The following is an 18,699-nucleotide window of genomic DNA, read 5'->3' on the forward strand; positions in this document are numbered from 1 at the left end:
TTGACCCACGACGACACCACGGCTGATGTCGTGACCGGCCCGGGCGGTACGCCGTCCGGGCCGTCCCCTGTCCGGCGTGACGACAGGGCCGGCGACGAAAGTCCGTCGCCGGCCGACGTCGCTCTCCCGCCCGAACTGGCCCCGGCCGCGCTGACCCTCTTCGGTGATCGGCTCGACCTGGCCGCCGCGTACGCCGAACTGCTCGCCACCGACGGCGTGGTCCGCGGTCTGATCGGCCCCCGCGAGGCGCCCCGGATCTGGGACCGGCACCTGCTCAACTGCGCCGCCGTGGTCGAGCGCATTCCGAGCGACGCGAACGTGCTCGACGTGGGCTCCGGCGCCGGTCTGCCCGGTCTGGTGCTGGCCATCGCCCGGCCCGACCTGACGGTCACGCTGATCGAGCCGCTCGCCCGGCGGACGTCGTTCCTCATCGAGGCCGTGGAACGGCTCGGCCTGACCCGATCGGTGCGGGTGTTCCGTGGCCGAGCCGACGAGGCCGCCAGCGGATCGAGCGGCCGGGACCCGATCAGCGGTGACGTGGTGACCGCCCGCGCGGTTGCGCCACTGGACCGGTTGGCTACCTGGTGTCTGCCGCTCGCCGTACGCGGTGGCCGACTGCTGGCTCTCAAGGGGTCGTCCGCCGCTGCCGAGATCGAGGAGCACGCCGACGTCGTGGAGCGGCTCGGCGGCGGTGCGGCGGCCGTGCACCTCTGCGGTGTCGGCGTGATCGACCCGCCCACCACCGTGGTGGAGATCGTCCGGGAGCGGATGGTCGGCCCGGCCCGACCGGCGGCGAGCAAGCGCTCCCGTGGCGGGCGGGCCCGCCGCCGCTGACCAGCGCGCCATCGGGCGTCCGGTCGACGGGTTGGCTCGTTGTACCGGTACGGATGGACGAGGGAATGAGAACCCGACGTGGACTGGCCACGCCCGTCCGCCGTAGGCTGGCCGCGCGTCGATAATGTGGAGCGGCCGACGGACGTCGCGGACTCCGACCGCTCCCGAGGGGCCGTACGCTCCGGGGTGCGAGCGCGGGTGTGGCCAAGTTGACCGGGGCGCGGACCGACCATCCGAAGCGGGCAGGGATGACAGGTGCATGACGACGGCAGGTACGACGATCCACGCGTGACCGGGTCAACCAGCGACCCTGTTTCACGTGAAACCGACTACCCCAGATGGTCCCCGGCCGGAGCGTCCATTCCGGCGGACGACGATCCGTTCACCTCGCGGGACGAGGCGGCTGTTCCGAGCGTCGGGCCCGACCCGACGACCGGTCGACGGGCGGCCGACGGGCCGAGTCGACCCGCCAACGCGGCCGACGTACGGCAGACGCCCGGTCGGCGGAACCGGACCGCCGCGGTGCGCTTCGACGCCGCAGTGCCCCACCAGCCGACCGCCGCAGCGGCGCGCGACGCCGCGCCGGTGGTTCCCGACGTACCGGTCGCGTCGGCCGAGTCGTTGGCGGCGGTCGCGGCCGACCCCACCTACGTTTCACGTGAAACCCCGACGCGCGAAGAGGATGACCCACCGTTGGCTATGGAGGCGATGCGCGCCGTGCAGATCCTGAATCCCAGTGGCGAGGTGACCATGCCTCGACCCGACCGGACCCGGGTCATGTGCGTCGCCAACCAGAAGGGCGGCGTGGGTAAGACCACGACCACGGTCAACCTCGCGGTGGCCCTCGCCCTGCACGGCAACCGGGTGCTCGTGGTCGATCTGGACCCGCAGGGCAACGCGTCGACCGGGTTGAACGTGCCCCACCACACCGGCATCCCCGACGTCTACGACTGCCTGATCAACAGCGTCCCGCTGGCGGAGGTGGCGCAGGCGGTCGAGGGCATCCCCAACCTGTGGTGCGTACCGGCCACGATCGACCTCGCCGGTGCGGAGATCGAGCTGGTGTCGGTGGTGGCCCGCGAATCGCGCCTCGACCGCGCGATCGCCGCCTACCCGGGCCAGTTCGACTACGTCTTCATCGACTGCCCGCCCTCGCTCGGCCTGCTCACGGTCAACGCCCTGGTCGCCGCGCAGGAGGTGCTGATCCCGATCCAGTGCGAGTACTACGCGCTGGAGGGTCTTAACCAGCTGATCAACAACATCAACCTGGTGCGGCAACACCTCAACCCGAAGCTCGACGTCTCCACCATCCTGCTCACCATGTACGACCGCCGTACCCGCCTCGCGGACGCGGTCGAGCAGGACGTCCGGAACCACTTCGGCGACAAGGTTCTCCAGGCCGTCATCCCCCGCAACGTGCGGGTGTCCGAGGCACCCAGCTACGGCCAGTCGGTGATGACCTACGATCCCGGTTCGCGGGGCGCCACGAGCTACTTCGAGGCCGCCCAGGAGATCGCCGAGCGCGGCGTCAAGGAGCCGGTGGGCCGGAATGCGTAGTGCGGACAAGTCGCTGGGAGGCGTGGCATGAAGAACCGTCCTCGGGGCGGTCTGGGGCGGGGCCTGGGGGCCCTCATCCCGACCGGGCCCGTGCCGGGTGCCGCCGGCACCGTGACGGCCGAGCCGGAGAACGGGAGCGTCGACGCTGACGAGGGCGCGCCCTCCGCCGCCGTCCGTACGGCCCCGGTGAGCGTCGCCGCCCACCAGCCGGAGCCCGTGCTCAGCCCCGTGCCGGGTGCTCGGTTCGCGGAGATCCCGGTCGACGCGATCGTGCCCAACCCGAAGCAGCCCCGCCAGGTCTTCGACGAGGAGGCGTTGGAGGAGCTGAAGACCTCCATCCGCGAGGTCGGGTTCCTCCAGCCGATCGTCGTACGCCAGCTCGACGACGAGAAGTACGAACTGGTGATGGGCGAGCGCCGTTGGCGGGCCGCCCAGGCGGTGGGGCGGGACAACATCCCGGCCATCGTCCGGGACACCCGCGACGACGCCATGCTCCGCGACGCGCTGCTGGAGAACATCCACCGGGCCAATCTGAACCCGCTGGAAGAGGCCGCCGCGTACCAGCAGTTGCTGGAGGAGTTCGGCGCCACCCACGAGGAGCTGGCCCGCCGGATCGGCCGCAGTCGACCGCAGATCTCCAACACCATTCGACTCCTCAACCTGCCGGCTCAGGTGCAGCGCCGGGTCGCCGCCGGGATCCTCTCCGCGGGCCACGCCCGCGCGTTGCTCAGCCTCGACGACTCGGAGGCCCAGGAGCAGCTGGCGTTGCGGATCGTCGCCGAAGGGCTGTCGGTGCGCGCGACCGAGGAGATCGTGGCCCTGACGCTGAACGACGGCCCGGCGAAGGGCCAGGCCGCCAAGCGGCGACCGAAGCCGCACGCGCCGGCCCTGTCGGATCTCGCCGACCGCCTGTCGGACCGCTTCGACACCCGGGTGAAGGTCGACATCGGCCGAAGCAAGGGCAAGATCACCATCGAGTTCGCCACCGTGGACGATCTGGAGCGGATCGTCGGCATCATCGGCGTGCAGGAGGAGGGTGCGCAGGACTGACGTCCGCCACCTCCGTCCGAGGGCCGCGTCTCCCCAGGGAGGCGCGGCCCTCGCGCGCACGCCCCCGTTTCACGTGAAACGGCCGCGTAAAGCCGTACGCTTCCGCTGCCGACGGCACACCGTCCGAGCGATGGCGGACCCGGTCGCCCGCCACGGCCCGCCCGCCACGGCTGGTCCGCCACGGCTCGTCCGCCACGGCTCGTCCGCCACGGCTGGTCCGCCACGGCTCGTCCGCCACGGCTCGTCCGCCACGGCCCGCGAGAGCGCCTGAGGGCGTCGGCCCGTCCGTGGCTGCCCCTCTGTGCCGCGCGGGCGGCAGCGGCCCGCTCAGGCCACGCACGGGGCTACTGCTCGGCGAGCTTGAGCAAATTCGGCCGGCCGGTCATTCGGTCGGCGCGTTTCACGTGAAACACGCTCCCCGGCCCGACGGACGGACCGCCGAGGAGTGCGCCCGCCGTCCCCGAAACGCCGGCCGAACCTCGCTCGGCACGACCCGGGCGCAACGATCGAGGGGGCGAAAAGTTATCCACACTGGTTTTCCACAGGCACCCCTCGTTTCACGTGAAACGCCGCGTGAGAGCGGGTGTCAGCCTGTGGATGACTGCGGGTATCAGCGTCCTCGGCAGCCTGTGGATATCGCTTCGGCCAATCGCGGTGACGGGCCACAGCGATCGACAGCGAACGCTGATCGGGGCGGTCGGAACCGGTCGAACAGGTAGGGACAGCGGTGCCAGACTCGGTTAGGGTCAGCGTCGTGCACGACACCCCTCCCTCAGTCCCGGACTTCACCCAGTGGCCCTCGTTTCCCTTCGAGGGCGACCTGCGGGTGAAGCAGCTCGACGACCCGGTCCCGGTCGAACCGCCTCGCAAGGGCGAGGGCCTCCGGGAATGCACCGCCTGCAACGCACCCGACGACGCCTACATCTGGGTGGGAGAGCGGTGGCGGGTCCGTGCCATGGACCGGCCGACCGGCCTGCCGATGGTGCTCATCCTCGAATCTCGAAGCCACCTCGACCTGGGTGACCTGCCGAACCTGCTCGCCGCCGAGCTGGGGGTGATGACGGTACGTCTCGAACGGGCCATCCGGTCGCTGGACGGCGTGGCGCGGGTGCATGTGAACCGGTGGGGCGACGGCTCCGCCCACCTGCACATGTGGTTCCTCGCCCGGCCGTACGGGCGGCTCCAACTGCGGGGAACCTTCCTGTCCCTGTGGGACTCCATCCTGCCGCCGATCTCCGAGGAGCAGTGGCGGGAAAATCTGGCGCTCGTCGCCGCCTGGCTCGCCGAGTTCGGCGGTCGACCGTTGGCCGAGCCGCCCCGCATCCAGTGGCAGGCCCCGTCGAGCCTGCTCGCACAGTCGGCTGCGGCAGACGCCGCCGCAGCCGCGCAGGAAGACCCGGTCTCGGTCATCGAAGCGGCGGAGGAGATCCCGGAGCCGGGCGTCGAGACCGGGTACGACAACGTGCCGAGCGACGCCGCCAGCCAGGCTGACGCCGCCAGCGCGGCGAGTGGCGCCGACGACCGGGCGGACGTCGACGACGTGCCGAGCGACACCGACAACCGGGCGGACGTCGACGGCGCGACGAGCGACGCCCGCAACCCCGCGAGCGCCGACAACCCCGCGAGCGCCGACGACAGCCGGGCGGACGCCGCCGACGTGCCGAGCGGCGCCGACGACCGGGCGGACGTCGACGACGCGCCGAGCGACGCCGGCAACCGGGGGGACGCCGCCGAGGTGCCGAGCGACGCCGGCAACCGGGGGAACGCCGCCGACGTGCCGAGCGACACCGATGACCGCGCCCTGCGGGGTCCGGTCATCCCGACGCCGCGGAGCAGCCCCACGGACACCGTCGAGGGGCAGGGGGCAGACCGCCCGGCCTAGGCGCTACGAGCTGATCGTCGCGCCACGCGGTTGGCGGGCGAGCGATCGACTCGGGTTCGGCGAACTCGGGGTGTCCGAGGGCATCTGACACCCCGGAATCAAGGAACCCGAGTCGATCAAGCCGAGATGCCCCGGGCGGCGGCCCGGGTGACCAGCGAGCCGATCAGGCGGCCGAAGTCCAGGCCGGCCGCCTGGACGGCCAGCGGCAGCAGTGACGTCTCTGTCATGCCGGGTGAGACGTTGACCTCCAGCACGTGCGGACGACCCTCGGCGTCCACGATCACGTCGACCCGGGACAGGTCCCGCAGACCGAGCGCGGTGTGCGCGGCGAGCGCCACGTCGGCCACCGAGGCGGCCACCTCCGGCTCCAGCCGAGCGGGCGCGTGCCACGTGGTGCGGCCGGCGGTGTAGCGGGCGGCGTAGTCGTACACGCCGTTGCGCGGCACGATCTCCACGGGCGGCAGCGCCTGCGGACCGTCCCCCAGGTCGATCACGGAGACCGCCACGTCGATCCCGGGCACGTACCGCTCGACGAGAGCCGTTGAGTCGTACGCGAAGCAACCGACCATCGCGGCCGGGAGGGACGCGGCGTCCCGGACCACGGCGGCGCCCAGACCGGAGCCGCCCTGCGCCGGCTTGACCATCAGCGGCAGGCCCAGCCGGTCGGCGATGCGGTCCAGCACGGCGACCGCGCCGAGCTCGGAGAAGCGGTCGTGCGGCAGGGCCACCCAGTCGGGGGTGGGGATGCCGGCCTCCCGCAGCACCGCCTTGGCGGAGGGCTTGTCCCAGGCGAGCCGGGAGGACCGGGCGTCACAGCCGACGTACGGGATGCCGCACAGGTCCAGCACGCCGCGCAGTGAGCCGTCCTCGCCGGTCGCGCCGTGCAGGGCGATCACGACGGCGTCCGGTGGGTCGGCCGCCAGGGACGGCAGGAGGGCCACGTCGGCGTCCCGCAGTTCGGCGTCGACGCCGACGGCACGCAGGGCGTCGAGCACGCGCCGACCGGAGCGCAGCGACACGTCCCGTTCGTAGGAGAGCCCGCCGGCGAGGACCAGCACTCGCAGGTCGGCCGCGACGGCGGAATCGGTCACGGAGAAGCGCTCGGCAGCGGTCGTACCCATGCCGGCATCATGCCAAGTCGGGACCTGGCACGTCGGAGCCGGGCCGGCCACGGCGGCCGGCGGCACCGCCCACGGCGCCGAAGACGCGGCGGGTGGCCATCTCCTGCTCCATGACGCCCGCGAGCCGCCGGACGCCCTCACGGATCCGCTCGGGGGGCGGGAAGCTGAAGTTCAGCCGCATCGCGCCGGTGCCGGTGCCGTCGGCGTAGAAGCCGGTGCCGGGCACGTACGCGACCCGGGCGGCGATGGCACGCGGCACCATCGCCTTGGCGTCCAGCCCTTCCGGCAGGGTGGCCCAGACGAAGAGCCCGCCGGCCGGGGTGGTCCAGCTGGTGCCCTCGGGCATCAGATCGGCCATCGCGTCGAGCAGGGCGTCGCGGCGCTCCCGGTAGACCTCGCGGTAGACCTTGAGCTGCTGCCGCCACGGCATGGTGCCCAGGTAGGTGGAGACGGCGGACTGGGCGTAGACGCTGGGGCAGAGGATCTGCGCCTCGCTGGCGATGACCAACTTGTCGCGGACCGCGTGCGGCGCCAGGATCCAGCCCACCCGCAGGCCGGGGGCGAACGTCTTGGAGAAGGTGCTCAGGTAGAAGACGCCGTCGCGGCGCCGGGCCCGCAGCGGCGCCGGGGCCTCACCCTCGAAACCCAGTTGGCCGTACGGGTCGTCCTCGACCACGAGCAGGCCGGCGCGCTCGCAGATGTCGAGGACGCGCTCGCGGCGCTCCTCGCTGAGCGTCACGCCGGCCGGGTTCTGGTAGGTCGGGATGGTGTAGAGGAATTTGACGCGTCGGCCGGCCCGGGCGAGGTCGGCGATGGCCGTCTCCAACGCCTCGGGGATCAGCCCGTCGGCGTCCATCGGGACGTGCGTCACCTGCGCCTGGGCGGCCTGGAAAACCCCCAGCGCGCCCACGTACGTCGGGCCCTCGGCGAGCACCACGTCACCGGGATCGAGGAAGAGCCGGGCCACCAGGTCGAGCGCCTGCTGCCCGCCCACCGTGACCACCACGTCCTCGGGCGACGCGCCGCACGAGGCGTCGATGCCGGAGAGCGCCATCACCTCGCAGATGCGCTCGCGCAGTTCGAGGGTGCCCTGGCCGATGCCGTACTGCAGGGTGGTGCTGCCGTGCTCGGAGCCGAGCCGACCCAGCATCTCGCCGACCGCGTCGAGCGGCAGCGCGGCGATGTACGGGGCGCCACCGGCGAGCGAGACGACCTCCGGTCGACTGGCCACCGCGAAGAGTGCTCGGATCTCGGAGGCGGTCATCCCGCGCACGCGCCGGGCGTACCGGTCGGTGTAGTCGTCGAGTGTCGTGCCGGTCATGACCTCACCTCGATCGCTGCTCGGGTGGCTCCCGCCCCGGGTACCCCGCCCGCTCGTGACCATGGCGACGGGACACCGATTGTCGATCCTAGTCGGCCCTGGCCTGGTTGCCGCCCTGGCGGAACGGATCGACCACATGGCGGACCCTGCCCGGCACGGGCGGGGATCTGCGCGTCCCCTCCCGTACGGTCGATCGGCGGCGTACGATCGCTCGTCGGGGGCAGGAAGGCGGCGCTGTCGTTCCGTGCCGGTCTCACCACCGAGCCTAACTGTGGGGATGCGCCATATGTCGCGACGTCTGGTCAGCCTGACCCTCGACACGCTGGAGGATCTTCCGCGCCCCTGCCGTCAGTGCGTCTACTGGGAGCTGGATCCGGTCTCCGCCGATCGGGCGTGCGCCGCCGGTGACCCGGGCCTGGAGAAGGAGGCATGGGTCTCCCAGACCCTGCTCGAGTGGGGCTCCTGCGGCAAGCTCGCGTACGTCGACGGCATGCCGGCGGGCTTCGTGATGTACGCGCCACCCGCCTACGTCCCCCGCTCGATGGCGTTCCCGACGTCGCCCGTCTCGGCCGACGCCGCGCTGTTGATGACCGCCAACGTGGTCGCCGCGTTCGCCGGGGGCGGGCTGGGCCGGATGTTGGTGCAGGGCGTCGCCCGGGACCTCACCAAGCGGGGGATCAAGGCGATCGAGGCGTTCGGCGACGCCAAGTTCGGTGACGCGGACGATCCGGCCGGCGGGTGCGTGGCACCGGCCGACTTCTTCCTCTCCGTCGGCTTCAAGACGGTACGTCCGCATCCCCGCTTTCCCCGACTGCGCCTCGAACTGCGGACCGCGCTGAGCTGGAAGTCCGACGTCGAGTACGCGCTGGAGAAGCTGCTCGGCTCGATGAGCCCGGAGACGCTGCTGCGACCGGTACGACCCGCCCCGGCCACCCGCTCGACGGGCGGCTGAGCGGGTCAGTCGACCACCGTGCCGGCGGCCACGACGGCACGCAGTTCACTGACGTCGAGCGAGCCGGTCGGCACGTCCCGCTCGATCGGGTAGTACATCCGCTGGACGGCGGCCACGATCGCCTCCACCACACGGTCGCGGAAGCGGGGATCGACGAGCCGAGCGCGATCCACGGGCGAGGTCAGGTAGCCGACCTCGACCCGTACCGCCGGCATCCTGGTCAGCCGCAGCAGGTCCCACGCCTTGGCGTGGGTACGGCAGTCCCGCAGCCCGGTCCGCGCCACGATCTCCCTCTGCACCAGCCCCGCCAGCCGTTCACCGGTCGCCGAGGTCACCCCGTTGTCGGTGCCGTAGTGGTAGGTCGCCACCCCCTCGGCGTCCGGGTTGGCGTGCCCGTCGAGGTGCAGCGAGATGAACACGTCCGCGCCGAGCGAGTTCGCCAGCAGCGCCCGATCGGTATCCGGCAGGCACGCGTCGGGCGCGGGACCCCGGGTGAGCTGGACCCGGACGCCGGACGCGGCGAGCCGTCCCTCCAGCCGGCTCGCCAGGTCGTGCACGAGGTCGGCCTCCGTCCAGCGCAGCGGACCGTCCGGTACCACCATGCCGGGATCGGTGCCACCGTGCCCGGGGTCGATCACCACCGTCTTGCCGACCAGCGCCGGTCCCGACTGGCGGATCGCGTCGGACTCACGCAGCCACTGCGGGCGACCGCCGACGACCTTGCGACCGATCCGGCGCAGCGCGTCCATGGTGTGCGGGCCGCAGGAGCCGTCGGGCGTGAGCCCCACCTCGCGCTGGAACTGGGCAACCGCCCGGGACGTCCGGATGCCGTAGATGGCGTCGGCGCGGCCCACGTCGTACCCCATCTCCAGCAGTCGTTCCTGCAGCGACCGGACATCCTCGCCGGTGAGCGGCTCGGGGACCGCGTGGTAGAGGGTGCGGGCGCCGAGCCGCCAGCGTGCGGCCTCCAGCGCGCCCCACGTCTCCGAGCCGACCCGGCCGTCCACGCTCAGCCCGCGGGACTGCTGGAACGCGCGCACCGCGCGTTCGGTGTCCCGGTCGAACTCGTCACTGTGCGGGCCGGCGGCGAGCAGGTCGAGGCCGGTGAGGATGGTACGGATCTCCGTGACCGCGGGTCCCCGGTCTCCGGGTCGGATCGGACGCACGCACGACCCCCTCTGCACGAGTCTGGCTGGTGGGCGGCGGCGGCCCTGGCTTGAGGCTATGCGTTCCGGACCGGTGACGGGCTCGGGCCGGGAAAAACACCGAACCCCGGAGCCGACGAGCGGATCCGGGGTTCGGTGGTGTGTCTGCGCAGATCAGAGGGCCGACTCGATGAGCCGGACCAGCTCGCCCTTCGGCTTGGCGCCGGCGATCGACTGCACGGGCTGGCCGTTCTTGAAGACCGTGAGGGTCGGCACCGACATGACCCGGTAGGCCCGGGCGGTCTCCGGGTTCTCGTCGATGTTGAGCTTCACGATGGTGACCTGGTCGCCCATCTCGCCCGCGATCTCCTCGAGCAGCGGCGACACCTTGCGGCACGGCCCGCACCACTCGGCCCAGAAGTCCACCAGCACCGGCTTGTCGGCCTGCAGCACGTCAGCGACGAAGCTCGCGTCCGTGACCGCCTTCGTATTTCCCACTATTGCCCTCCTCCGGGATGTGTTTCCTGTTTCAGCTGAGCGTCGCGATGAACCGCTCGGCGTCGAGCGCGGCGGCACAACCGGTGCCGGCCGCGGTGATCGCCTGGCGGTAGGTGTGGTCGACCACGTCGCCGGCGGCGAAGACGCCGGGCACGCTCGTCCGGGTGCTGGGGGCCTGAACCTTCACGTAGCCCTCGTCGTCCAGCTCGACCTGGCCCTGGAAGAGCTCGCTGCGGGGGTCGTGGCCGATGGCCACGAACACGCCGGTCACGTCCAGCACCTTGGTCTCGCCGGTGTGCACGTTGCGGACCCGTACCCCGGTGACCTTGCCGTCAGCGCCCAGGACCTCTTCGACGGTGCTGTTCCACTCGACCTTGATCTTCTCGTTGCTCAGCGCCCGGTCGGCCATGATCTTGCTGGCCCGGAACGAGTCGCGCCGGTGGATGATGGTCACCGAGTCGGCGAAGCGGGTGAGGAAGCTGGCCTCCTCCATCGCCGAGTCGCCACCGCCAACGACGACGATGTGCTGGTTACGGAAGAAGAAGCCGTCACAGGTGGCGCAGGAGGAGACACCGTGGCCCAGGTATTCCTGCTCGCCGGGGACGCCCAGCGGACGCCAGGCCGAACCGGTGGAGAGGATGACGGCGCGGGCCCGGTAGGCGGTCTCGCCGACCCACACGGTGCTCGTCGCGCCCGACCCGGCGTCGCCGGTGTCGATCAGCTCGACCCGCGTCACGTCGTCGGTCAGGAACTCGGCGCCGAACCGCTCGGCCTGCTTGCGCATGTTGTCCATCAGCTCGGGGCCGAGGATCCCGTCGGCGAAGCCGGGGAAGTTCTCCACCTCGGTGGTGGTCATCAGCGCGCCGCCGGACTGGACACCCTCGATGATCAGCGGCTTCAGGTTGGCGCGCGCCGCGTAGACCGCCGCCGTGTAACCGGCCGGGCCGGAGCCGATGATGATCAGGTTGCGGACCTCGTCCACTGCCGTCTCCCGAGTTGTGTGTGTTCGGCGTCGGCGCGCGCACCGATGCCGATCCGAGTGCCGACGCCTGGAGGGTGCCGGCAGCTGACTTCCAGAACGTCATCGTACGAAGCGGGGATTCCCGAACCGGGCAACCGGTGGGTCAGGTCACGTGGACGCTCATCGTGCTGCGGATTCACCCTACCCGCGCCGAATAGCGGCTGTCCGAGCCGGACCCGGGTACGCCGCACTCGGCCCCGCTCACCCACGTCCAGCGCGCCCCGGTCGCGTCGGTGAACCGGATGACCAGCGCCTGCTCGCCCTGGAACCGCGCGTAGTCGACCAGGTCGACGACCAGCGGACCCGAACCGTGTTCCGCCGCCACGGACGCCAGACAGATGTTCAACGCGGTCTCATCGGCGAGCCGGGCGAGCTGGTTCGACCCGTTGTGTGCGGGCCGACGGTCGCCTTCGGCGTCCACCCCGGGCTGGTGACCCGGGCCGCCGCTGCTCGCCCCCAGCATCGGCGACACTGGGCTCGGCGTGCCGCCGAGGCTCTGCGGGGTGTAGTCGACACCGCTGTGCAGGGTCGGACCGGACGTGCGGACCGTGCCGCCGGCATCGGCGACGGGCGCGTTGGCCGGACGTTCCGCGGCACCGGTGTCCGCGGTGTTGGTCGACAGCTGGTTGAGCCCCAGGCCGACGGCGACGACGGCAGCCGCCGCGATGGCCACCGGGGCGGTGGCACGGACCCAGCGACGCTGTCGGCGGCCGGGGCCGGTCGGGCCGCGCCCCGACTCGGCGGGCGACGAGCTGGTTGGCCGACGTCCACCCTGCGCCGGCACGGTCACCGGCGTGGCCGGGGCCGGCGTCTCGGGTGCCACGCCGGCGTCGGCCGGCGGGCTGTCCGCTGCCGCCAGCGCGGCGGCGATTCGTTCGGCGACGGCGGACGGCAGCTCCGGGGCGGGCTCGGCCCACCGGGCCAGATCCGCACTGACCTGCGTCACCGCGGGCGCCAACAGCGCGTACGCCTCCGCCCAGGCCGGGTCGGCGGCCACCAGTCGGGCGACCCGGGCCTGCTGCGGGGTGCCCTCCAACGCGCCGCCGAGGTAGTCAGCGAGCAGGTCGGCGTCGACCTCCCTGAACTCCTCGGTCGTCACGTGTCCTCCTGATTGGCGTCCTGCCGGATGCGAGCCGACCCCGATCCGACGCCCTCGGCCGGGCGTGGGTTCCCCGTCGTGACGCCGGGCACGTCCGGGTCGGGGTCGAGCCGTCCGGGGTGCGCCGACGCGGTCGGGCGGAGATGCCCGAGCAGCACCGCCAACCGGGCCCGGCCCCGGGCACACCGGCTCTTCACCGTCCCCTCGGCGACGCCGAGGATGCGGGCCACCTCGGCCACCGGGTAGCCCTGCACATCCACCAGCACGAGGGCGGCCCGCTGCTCGGCCGGGAGCGCGGCGAGCGCCGCGCGGACGACGAGCGCAGTGTCGTGGTCCTGCGCGGGTGCGGCCGGCTCGACACCGCCGGTGCCCGACCCGTCGGCCCGGTTGCCGTCCGGCAGCGGCACGGTGGGGTGCGCCTGTCGGCGTCGGATGCGGTCCAGGCAGGCGTTCACCACGATCCGGTGCAGCCAGGTGGTGACGGCGGAGTCACCACGAAAGCGGGCCGCCGCGCGGTGTGCCGACAACAGGGCGTCCTGGAGTGCGTCGGCGGCCTCCTCGCGGTCGCCGAGCGTCCGCAGGGCCACCGCCCAGAGCCGGTCGCGGTGTCGGTGGAACAGGGCCGCGAAGGCGTCCCGGTCGCCGGCGACGTGGGCGCGCAGCAGCTCCAGGTCCGTTGCCGCGTCGCGCCCGTCCATCACCACGTCCGGTGGCTGCGATGCCCGGGTCGTGCCGCGCGGTTCACGAACCCTGGACCGTGATCTCCTGCACGCCGAGCTTGAAGCCGCCGTCGTCGCCGTTGGGCGGCAACTCGGTGAACCAGAGCAGCAGGTAGCGGTACTTCTCGTCGGCGTTGAACCCGTTGAAGGTCATCGTGGTGCCGTCGTGCTCCTTCAAGACACCGATCTCGGTCTTGTAGTTCGCCACCATCGACTTGTCGCCGTTCGAGGTCGACGGGTAGGTGGTCGTGCCGGCGAGCAGCTTCGCGGTGGCGCCTCGGCCGGAGAGCACCGCCTGCACCGACTTCACCGTGTGGGGGGAGCCCAGGTCGAACCAGACACCCATCCCGGACTTGAGATTTCCGTACGTGGCGTTCGGGTAGCGGTCGGTCTCCCAGCCCTTGTCGTTGTCACCGTCGATCATCTTCTTGGCGCCGTCGAGCTCGTCCCGCGGGACGCTGTCCGGGTCGATGACCTTGATGTCCTGCACCTTGAGGTTGCGAACCGTGGCCGCGGCCGGGGTGGCCTCACCGGCTGGAGCGCTGGCGCTCGGCGTCGCCCCGGCGTTGTTCTGCGGCTTTTCGTCGTCGCCGCCGAGCGCGCTGATGCCGATGAGCAGACCGACCAGGGCAACCGCCAGCAGACCGGCGATGCCGATGGCGACCTTGCGGCCACCGGCGGCGGCCAGCGGGGACGGCTCTTCCCCGGTCTCGGCGGTGAACCGCAGCGGCCCACCGTTGTCGAGGTAGTGCTCCTCCTCGGCCGGCACGTCCAGCCGCGCCAGCTCGGCCGCCAGCACGTCCGAGGACGGCGGCGCGATGTCGGCGTCGAGCAGGTCCATGGTCAGGTCGTCCAGGTAGGCGGGCACACCGGCCCGGACCTGGCGGGGCGCCGCGAGGGCACCCGAGGCGTCCCGGACCGCGTCCGCGATGGCGGCCCGCCCGTGACCGGCAGTGGCTCCGCGCAGCGGCGCCTCGGTGTGCGGCCAGTGACCGGTCAGCGCGAAGTAGAGGACGCCGCCGACCGCCCGAATGTCGCTCTCCTGGCTGTCGTCGCCGTCGGTGCGGGCGTCGGCCAGGACCACGCGGCCATCGTCGCTGATCATCACGGTGCCGGGATGCACGTTGCCGTGCACCATGCCGGTGGCGTGCACCGCGGCCAGCGCACTGGCGACGGCGTTGCCGATCGCGGTGGCGCGCGCCGGGTCCAGCGGGCCCTCTGCGGCCAGGTCACGCAGCGACTGCCCGTCGACCCACTCGCGGACCACGTACGCCCGCTCGGCCTCGTCGATGGCGTCGTACACGCCGACCAGGTTGGGGTGGATGACCCGGCTGGCCGCGACGGCCGCTTGAAGCATCTCGGTGGCGGAGTCGCCACCCGGATAGCGCAGCACCACCGCGACCGGGCGGCGCAGGATGACGTCGACCCCGCGCCAGACCAGCCGACCCGCGCTGTCGTTGTTGATGTGCTCGACCAGCTCGTAACGCTCGGCGAGGATCTCACCGGCCGTGGGAGCACCGAAGGTCATGACCGGAGGAGCGCTCTCGTCCGCCTCCTGACCCTCGCCGACCTGGGTCACCCGTCCTCCCTCGGTGATCGTGTCGATCGATGGACCCGTACTGCTGGGCATGTGGCTTCCCGCTCTGCCGTTGAAGGAACCGGCCAACCGGTGTCGACGCGCAGCGTCGGCGCCTGCCGTACCCGTCGAGAGCGACCTTACCCGGGTTGCCCGTCTCCCCGACATGTCATCTTCTTGCCGTACCCGGCGGGGTGCCGGGGATCGGGGAACTCGTCCGGTTACGACCGTTGTCAGCCACGTTGCTGGCACATGTACTAGCCAATCTACGGCTTCACCGCAAGTGACCGACGTCGGGGCCGGGCCCGGCGCACTGCCGTCGTCCACCAGCGAGTTCCCCGCCGATCGGACGCCCACGCTCAGCCGTACGGTTGGTTATCCACAGGCCGATCCGGTGGCTGACCGGTGAATCGCGGAGTTATCCACAGGTGCATCCCCAGGCTGGTGATCCATGGTCACGTTCCGTGTGGGCCCCGACTGTGGGTGCGGCTCAGCGGCCGAGCCGGCGACGGACCATCCCGATCACCTCGGTGATTTCCCCGATCCGCAGCACCGTCGCCAGCCCGAGGTACGTCCCACCGATCACCGCGCCGCCGATCACGAGCTGCAGGACGGCCTGCATCCAGCTCGGCGTGTCGCCGCCGGGCAACAGGCTCACCACGAGCAGGCCGACCAGGGCGGCGCCCAACGCGGCCACCAAGACCCGGCCGAGGGTACGCAGGATGGCGCCCATCCCGATCCGGCCGACCCGGGGCCGCAGCAGCCACGCGGAGGCGAACGCCGCCGCCAGGTAGGACACCGCGTTGCCGATCATCATCCCGGCGGCCGCGAAGTGCGCGGCGAAGGCGACGTAGAGCACCACCTGCACGCCGATCCGCAGCGCCACCACCGGGATGTTGATCAACGCCGGGGTGCGGGTGTCCGGCAGGGCGTAGAAGGCGAAGGTGAAGAGCTGGCTGATCGCGAATGGCACCAGCGCGAGGGCCGCGAGCAACAGCACCAGCGAGGTGTCGGCGGCGTTCTCGTCGGTGAACGCGCCGTACCGGAACAGCGTCACGGCCAGCGGGGTGGCCAGCACCGCGTAGCAGACCGCGATCGGGGCGAGCACCGCCGAGACCGTGCGGGTGCCGCGGGACAGGTCGGCGGCGACGTCGGCGTACCGGCCGTCGGCGGCCGCCGCGCTCATCCGGGGCATCAGCGCCGTGATGATCGAGACGGCGATGATGCCGTGCGCCATCATCAGCAGCAGGAACACGTTGTTGTAGATCAGCGGACCGGCGGCGTTCTCCTTGCCCGCCCTGTTCAACAGGTTGAACAGCACGATCAGGCCGACCTGGCTCACCGCCACGTAGCAGAACATCCAGCCGCCCAGGCGGCCCAACTCGCGCAGCCCGAGGGTGCGGAAGTCGAACCGGAACCGCCAGCGGAAGCCGACCTTGCGCAGCGCCGGCAGCAACCCGGCGGCCTGGATGGCGACACCGAGCAGGGTGCCGCCGCCGATCAGCAGGATGCGCCCGGTGGTCATCTCGTCGGGCTTGACGATCTCCGCACCGAAGATCGCGATGTAGAGCCCCGCCGTACCGATCACCACGATGTTGTTCAGGATCGGCGCCCACATCGGTGCAGCGAAGTGCCCCCGAGTGTTGAGCACCGCGCTGATCAGCGCGCTGAGACCGGTGAAGAAGATCATCGGCAGCATCAGGTACGACAGTGCCGTGACCAGATCCCGGAAGTCCGCCCCGGTCTTCTTGCTCGCGTAGAGCGACGTCAGCACGGAGGCGAAGGCCACCGCCACCAGCGCCGCCGCAGCCAGCGCCAGCACCGCGAGGGTCAGCAACCGCTGGGCGTACGCCTGACCGCCGTCACTGTCGACCTTGCGGCGACGGACCAGCACCGGGATCAGGACGCTGGTGAGGATCCCGCCGAGCAGGAACTCGTACACCATTCCGGGCAGGATCTGCGCGGTCGTGTACGCGTCACCGACCAGCGCGCCACCGAGCGCGGCGGTCAGTGCGAGCGTGCGCAGGAAGCCCGTACCCCGGCTGACCAGGCTGCCGATCGCCATCACCGCGCTGTTGGTCGCCGCGCTCGCCTCGCCCACCTGTTCCTGCGGCGGGGCGGTCGACTCCATGGCCGGCTGGTTCAGCGGCTCGGCGGAGATGAAGGTGGCACCGTCGGAGGGGCGGATGTTGGCTCCCGCACCGCCGTCCCGCGCGGCGTTCGCGCTGCGGTAGAGCCCGCCGCTCATCTCCAGCCTCCCAGGGGTACGTCGAGCCGGGCACCGACCCGCACGTCACAGACCTTAGTCAACCCGTACCCGTTACCCGCGCCCGGCGGACGCGATGCCGGTCGGGACCGATAGGCTGGCGATCCCATGTCCGAAGCCTCCGCACCCCACGCCGCCGACCGCCGCGACCTCACCGCCGCGCAGCGCAACGCCGTCGCCGAACTGCTCCGGGTCTCCCCGGTCGCCGACGAGCTGGGCCGCCGTTTCGTCCGTGCCGGTCACGAGCTGCACCTGGTGGGTGGTTCGGTACGCGACGCGCTGCTCGGCCGACTCGGCGACGACCTCGACTTCTGCACCGACGCCCACCCCGACGAGACGGTGCGGATCATCAAGGGCTGGGCCGAGTCGATCTGGGAGACCGGCCGTGAGTTCGGCACCATCGGCGCCCAGCGCGACGGCCTCCGGCTGGAGATCACCACCTTCCGCGCCGAGTCGTACGACCAGGTCAGCCGCAACCCGGTGGTGGTGTACGGCACCAGCCTCGACGAGGACCTGAAGCGGCGCGACTTCACCATCAACGCGATGGCGGTCAGCCTGCCGGACCATCGCTTCACCGATCCGCACGGCGGGCTGGACGACCTCGCGGCCAAGGTCATCCGTACGCCCAGCACCCCCCGGGAGTCGTTCGGCGACGACCCGCTGCGCATGCTGCGGGCCGCCCGGTTCGCCGCCCAGCTGCGCTTCGCCGTTCACCCGGACGTGCACGTCGCGATGGCCGGGATGGCCGCCGACCTGGACCGGATCACCGCCGAGCGGATCCGTGACGAGTTCACCAAGCTGCTCTGCGGCGCCGACCCGATCACCGGGCTGCGGTTGCTGGTCGACACCGGCCTGGCCGAGCGGTTCCTGCCGGAACTGACCGGGCTGAAGTTGGAGATCGATGAGCACGCCCAGCACAAGGACGTCTACGAGCACACGCTGACGGTGGTCGAGAACGCGGTCTCCTACGAGGAGGAGGGCTGCGACTTCGTCCTGCGGATGGCCGCCCTGATGCACGACGTGGGCAAGCCGGCGACGAAGGCCGTCGGGTCCGACGGCCGGGTCAGCTTCCACCACCACGAGGTGGTCGGCGCGCGGCTGACCAAGGCCCGGATGAAGGCGATGCGGTACCCGAAGGAGATCACCGCGAAGGTGACCGCGCTGGTCGCGCTGCACCTGCGCTTCTACGGGTACGGCCGGGGCGAGTGGACCGATTCGGCGGTGCGCCGCTACGTCGCCGACGCCGGTGACCTGCTGCCCCGGCTGCACAAGCTGACCCGTTCCGACTGCACGACCCGCAACCGTCGTAAGGCCGCCCAGCTCGCCGCCGACTACGACGCACTGGAGGAGCGGATCGCCCGGATCGCCGCCGAGGAGGATCTGGCCCGGGTCCGCCCCGACCTGGACGGCAACGCGATCATGGAGTTGCTCGGCGTACCCCCGGGGCCGATCGTCGGGCGGGCCTGGAAGCACCTCAAGGAACAGCGCCTGGAGCACGGCCCCCTGGACCGCGACGCCGCCGAGGCGGAGCTGCTGCGCTGGGCCCGCGCCGAAGGCCTGATCCCCTAACCCGCCCCGCCCCCGCGGCCCAACCCCGCGCCCCGAACCCCGCGCTCCGCGCCCCGAACCCCGCGCTCCGCGCCCCGAACCCCGCGCTC

Annotated in this window: 15 protein-coding genes; 6 read left to right on the top strand and 9 right to left on the bottom strand. The window is 71.9% G+C overall.

Features of this window, described 5'->3' with window-relative positions; translation table 11 throughout:
* Nucleotides 1-135 precede the first annotated feature (135 nt).
* From rsmG to AC3EN4_RS13120, 4 genes are all read left to right on the top strand, one after another.
* Complete coding sequence (gene rsmG / locus AC3EN4_RS13105) at nt 136-834, top strand: 16S rRNA (guanine(527)-N(7))-methyltransferase RsmG (protein WP_435206186.1); 699 nt, start codon at nt 136-138, stop codon at nt 832-834.
* Between the two features lie 522 nt (nt 835-1,356).
* Nucleotides 1,357-2,391, top strand: a complete 1,035-nt coding sequence (locus tag AC3EN4_RS13110; protein WP_435206173.1) for a ParA family protein — start codon at nt 1,357-1,359, stop codon at nt 2,389-2,391.
* 27 nt (nt 2,392-2,418) lie between these two features.
* The gene (locus tag AC3EN4_RS13115; RefSeq protein ID WP_435206174.1) at nt 2,419-3,441 is read left to right on the top strand and encodes a ParB/RepB/Spo0J family partition protein; all 1,023 of its coding nucleotides are present in this window, start codon (nt 2,419-2,421) and stop codon (nt 3,439-3,441) included.
* A gap of 979 nt (nt 3,442-4,420) precedes the next feature.
* Entirely contained in the window at nt 4,421-5,323 is a 903-nt protein-coding gene (locus AC3EN4_RS13120) for a hypothetical protein (protein WP_435206187.1), read from the top strand.
* 116 nt (nt 5,324-5,439) lie between these two features.
* On the opposite strand, the gene AC3EN4_RS13125 is transcribed toward AC3EN4_RS13120, so the two are convergent.
* Nucleotides 5,440-6,444, bottom strand: a complete 1,005-nt coding sequence (locus tag AC3EN4_RS13125) for a D-alanine--D-alanine ligase family protein (RefSeq protein ID WP_435206175.1) — start codon at nt 6,442-6,444, stop codon at nt 5,440-5,442.
* A gap of 7 nt (nt 6,445-6,451) precedes the next feature.
* The gene (locus AC3EN4_RS13130) at nt 6,452-7,765 is read right to left on the bottom strand and encodes an aminotransferase-like domain-containing protein (protein ID WP_435206176.1); all 1,314 of its coding nucleotides are present in this window, start codon (nt 7,763-7,765) and stop codon (nt 6,452-6,454) included.
* Nucleotides 7,766-8,051: 286 nt separating this feature from the next.
* Between AC3EN4_RS13130 and AC3EN4_RS13135 the strand changes: the two genes are divergently transcribed.
* Nucleotides 8,052-8,717, top strand: coding sequence for a GNAT family N-acetyltransferase (locus tag AC3EN4_RS13135; RefSeq protein WP_074315552.1), 666 nt, complete (start codon nt 8,052-8,054; stop codon nt 8,715-8,717).
* Between the two features lie 5 nt (nt 8,718-8,722).
* On the opposite strand, the gene AC3EN4_RS13140 is transcribed toward AC3EN4_RS13135, so the two are convergent.
* From AC3EN4_RS13140 to murJ, 7 genes are all read right to left on the bottom strand, one after another.
* Nucleotides 8,723-9,883: an N-acetylmuramoyl-L-alanine amidase gene (locus AC3EN4_RS13140; RefSeq protein ID WP_422737544.1), complete on the bottom strand. Its 1,161-nt coding sequence runs from the start codon at nt 9,881-9,883 to the stop codon at nt 8,723-8,725.
* A gap of 153 nt (nt 9,884-10,036) precedes the next feature.
* Nucleotides 10,037-10,360 (bottom strand): thioredoxin, encoded by a 324-nt coding sequence (trxA, locus tag AC3EN4_RS13145; RefSeq protein ID WP_007453873.1) that lies wholly within the window; start codon nt 10,358-10,360, stop codon nt 10,037-10,039.
* A 31-nt stretch (nt 10,361-10,391) separates the two neighbouring features.
* Nucleotides 10,392-11,342: a thioredoxin-disulfide reductase gene (trxB, locus tag AC3EN4_RS13150; protein WP_435206177.1), complete on the bottom strand. Its 951-nt coding sequence runs from the start codon at nt 11,340-11,342 to the stop codon at nt 10,392-10,394.
* 175 nt (nt 11,343-11,517) lie between these two features.
* Nucleotides 11,518-12,480, bottom strand: a complete 963-nt coding sequence (locus AC3EN4_RS13155) for a hypothetical protein (RefSeq protein ID WP_435206178.1) — start codon at nt 12,478-12,480, stop codon at nt 11,518-11,520.
* On the bottom strand, nt 12,477-13,178 hold the full coding sequence (sigM, locus tag AC3EN4_RS13160; RefSeq protein ID WP_435206179.1) for an RNA polymerase sigma factor SigM: 702 nt from the start codon (nt 13,176-13,178) through the stop codon (nt 12,477-12,479). Before sigM ends, AC3EN4_RS13155 begins: the two co-directional genes overlap by 4 nt.
* Nucleotides 13,179-13,221: 43 nt before the next feature.
* Complete coding sequence (locus tag AC3EN4_RS13165) at nt 13,222-14,829, bottom strand: protein kinase family protein (protein WP_435206180.1); 1,608 nt, start codon at nt 14,827-14,829, stop codon at nt 13,222-13,224.
* A 436-nt stretch (nt 14,830-15,265) separates the two neighbouring features.
* On the bottom strand, nt 15,266-17,023 hold the full coding sequence (gene murJ / locus AC3EN4_RS13170) for a murein biosynthesis integral membrane protein MurJ (protein ID WP_435206181.1): 1,758 nt from the start codon (nt 17,021-17,023) through the stop codon (nt 15,266-15,268).
* A 126-nt stretch (nt 17,024-17,149) separates the two neighbouring features.
* On the opposite strand from murJ, the gene AC3EN4_RS13175 reads away from it, so the two are divergent.
* Nucleotides 17,150-18,610, top strand: coding sequence for a CCA tRNA nucleotidyltransferase (locus tag AC3EN4_RS13175; protein ID WP_435206182.1), 1,461 nt, complete (start codon nt 17,150-17,152; stop codon nt 18,608-18,610).
* The last annotated feature ends 89 nt before the right edge of the window (nt 18,611-18,699 follow it).

This window comes from Micromonospora sp. bgisy143, assembly GCF_057708145.1.